The following is a 3,153-nucleotide window of genomic DNA, read 5'->3' as shown; positions in this document are numbered from 1 at the left end:
AAGAGAAACCCGCGGCTTTCGCCGCGGGCCCAATTGTCATGACGACTCTTGCGATCAGGAATGCGCCAGGATCGCCAGCAGCAAGAGAGCGATGATGTTGGTGATCTTGATCGCCGGGTTTACGGCGGGACCCGCCGTGTCCTTGTAGGGGTCGCCGACGGTGTCGCCGGTCACCGATGCCTTGTGCGCGTCGGAGCCCTTCAGGTGGCGCACGCCGTCCTTGTCGACGAACCCGTCCTCGAAGCTCTTCTTGGCGTTGTCCCAGGCGCCGCCGCCGGAGGTCATCGAAATCGCGACGAAGATGCCGGTGACGATCACGCCCATCAGCATGGCGCCGACGGCCGCGAAGGCGTTGTTCTTGCCGGCGATCCAGTAGATCACGAAATAGGTGACGATCGGCGCCAGCACCGGCAGGAGCGAGGGCACGACCATTTCCTTGATCGCGGCCCGGGTCAGCATGTCGACCGCGCGGCCGTAATCGGGCCGGTCCTTGCCTTCCATGATGCCGGGCTTCTCGCGGAACTGCTTGCGGACCTCCTCGACGACCGAACCGGCCGCGCGTCCCACTGCCGTCATGCCCATGCCGCCGAAGAGGAAGGGAATGAGGCCGCCGAGCAGCAGGCCGACGACGACGTAGGGATTGGACAGCGAGAAGTCGACCGTGACGCCCTTGAAGTACTGGAATGCCGTGCTGCCGGCCTTGTTGGCCTCGGAGATGAAGAAGTTCAGGTCCGAGGTGTAGGCAGCGAAGAGCACCAGCGCGCCGAGGCCGGCCGAGCCGATCGCATAGCCCTTGGTGACCGCCTTGGTGGTGTTGCCGACCGCATCGAGCGCGTCGGTGGAGTGGCGGACTTCCTTGGGCAGGCCTGCCATTTCGGCAATGCCGCCGGCATTGTCCGTGACCGGTCCGAAGGCATCGAGCGCCACGACCACGCCGGCCAGCGCGAGCATCGCGGTGGTGGCGATGGCGATGCCGAACAGGCCGGCAAGGCTATAGGAGGCGATGATGCCGGCGATGATCACGATCGTCGGCAGCGCGGTCGATTCCAGCGAGACCGCGAGGCCCTGGATGACGTTGGTGCCGTGGCCGGTCACCGAGGCCTGGGCGATCGAGACCACCGGGCGCTTGCCCGTGCCGGTGTAGTACTCGGTGATGATGACGATCAGGAGCGTCACCGCAAGGCCGACCAGCGCGCAGGCGAAGAGCCCGCCCGAGGTGAAGCCTACGCCCTGCACCGTCTTGAAGGCCGCCGAGAAGCCGCCGAACATCGCGTAGTTGACCGCGGCGATCGCGCCGACCGACAGGACGCCGGCCGCGATGAAGCCCTTGTAGAGCGCACCCATGATCGACTGGTTGGCGCCAAGCTTCACGAAGAAGGTACCAATGATCGAGGTGACGATGCAGGCTGCGCCGATCGCCATCGGGTAGAGCATCATCGTGCCCAGCACCGGCTGTCCGGCGAAGAAGATCGCAGCAAGCACCATGGTCGCGACCAGCGTCACCGCATAGGTCTCGAACAGGTCGGCGGCCATGCCGGCGCAGTCACCGACATTGTCGCCGACATTGTCCGCGATCGTCGCCGGGTTGCGCGGGTCGTCCTCCGGGATGCCGGCCTCGACCTTGCCGACGAGATCGGCGCCGACGTCAGCGCCCTTGGTGAAGATGCCGCCGCCGAGACGGGCGAAGATCGAGATCAGCGAAGCGCCGAAGCCCAGCGCGACCAGCGAATCGATCACCGTGCGGCTGGAGGGTTCAAAGCCCAGATAGGAGGTCAGGACCCCGTAGTAGACGGCGACGCCGAGCAGTGCGAGGCCGGCAACGAGCATGCCGGTGACGGCGCCCGCCTTGAAGGCGACGTCCAGCCCTTCGCCCAGCGACTGCATCGCGGCCTGGGCGGTTCGAACATTGGCGCGCACAGAGACATTCATGCCGATGAAACCAGCGGCGCCCGAAAGCACCGCACCGATCAGGAAGCCGATCGCCACCCATTTGCCCAGCAACCAGGCGAGCACGACGAAGAGCACGACGCCCACCATGGAAATCGTGAGGTACTGGCGCTTGAGATAGGCCTGCGCGCCTTCGGCCACCGCGCCGGAAATCTCCTGCATGCGCTGGTTGCCGGCATCGCGCTTCATGACGTCGCCATAGGCCCAGATGCCGTAGGCTATCGACAGCGCACTCAATATGATGATGAGAAGCAGAGCTGACATTCGTTATCCTGACCTTGAGCTTCCGAGCCGTCGGGAGCGCTGTCGCTCCTCTTTTGCAGCGTTGGACGTCAGGCAACGAAAAACGGGCCCTGAAGACTACAAGGCCCGCTCCGCGTCGCCAGTGTCAGGCGAATTTGTGGCAAGTTTCGTCGAAGAGCGCAAACGGCGCGCCTGACAAATTCGTTCGGTTGTCAGGCGCGGCCCGTCCGGCTCACAGCGGGACGTCCCGGTTGACGTTCTTGTAGAGCAGATAGCAGGCGTCACCGTGGCCGGTCGGATAGAACTGCTGCGGGCAAAAACCGCCCATCCAGATGAAATCCTGCGCCCAGATCTCGTGCCAGTCGTCGCCGAGCAGGTAGAGCCCCTGCCCTTCCAGCATGTAGAGGCCGTGCTCCATGACATGCGTCTCGACGGCCGGAAAGCAGACGCCCGGCTTGAACCACATCAGGTTCATCTCGAAATCGAAGCGCATGTCGCCATAGGGCAGGAGGAACTGGAAGCCGCGCCCTTCCTTGCCGGTGTGATTCGTCATCGGCACGGCGTCCTGATGCGACAGGATAGGCTCGGGGATGCCCAGCCCGTGCGCGGGCTCGTAGCGCTTGCGCAGCGCAAGAACGCGAGCGGGTTCGCCGCCTTCGTTGCGCAGGGTGAAGGCGGTGGCCGGCGGCAGATAGGCGAAGCCGCCCGGCGTCATCGCTTGCGCGCTTGCCCCATCGATCGCAAACGCAACCTCGCCCGACAGCACGTAGAAGAAATGCTGGACGCCCTCCTCGCTGAAGGGGGCCGGCGTGCCGCCCCCGGGCGCGACCTCGAGAACGTACTGCGCGAAGGCGGCGCCGAGGACGGGGGCCGCGAGAACACGAACGATCGTGTCCTTGTATTGCGGCAGCCGGCTGATCAGCACGCCCTCAGGTGGCATGAAGGCGTAGTTCGGGCGCACGA

General features: G+C 65.1%; 2 protein-coding genes. Both read right to left on the bottom strand.

Going from position 1 to position 3,153, the window contains the following annotated elements:
• Positions 1-54: 54 nt before the first annotated feature.
• Positions 55-2,211: a sodium-translocating pyrophosphatase gene (locus ACIPIA_RS13155; RefSeq protein WP_400510197.1), complete on the bottom strand. Its 2,157-nt coding sequence runs from the start codon at positions 2,209-2,211 to the stop codon at positions 55-57.
• A gap of 211 nt (positions 2,212-2,422) precedes the next feature.
• Positions 2,423-3,153: (S)-ureidoglycine aminohydrolase (gene allE, locus ACIPIA_RS13150; RefSeq protein ID WP_400510196.1), on the bottom strand; the 731-nt coding region annotated here is incomplete at its 5' end.

This window comes from Allobosea sp. CER48 (assembly GCF_044752385.1).
Classification (GTDB): Bacteria; Pseudomonadota; Alphaproteobacteria; order Rhizobiales; family Beijerinckiaceae; genus Allobosea.
This window is presented reverse-complemented; position numbering and strand designations above follow the sequence as displayed.

What these genes read in the sequence shown, in the direction of transcription:
- ACIPIA_RS13155 (WP_400510197.1), bottom strand. Translation starts at nt 2,211, where the DNA reads ATGTCAGCTCTGCTTCTCATCATCATATTGAGTGCGCTGTCGATAGCC.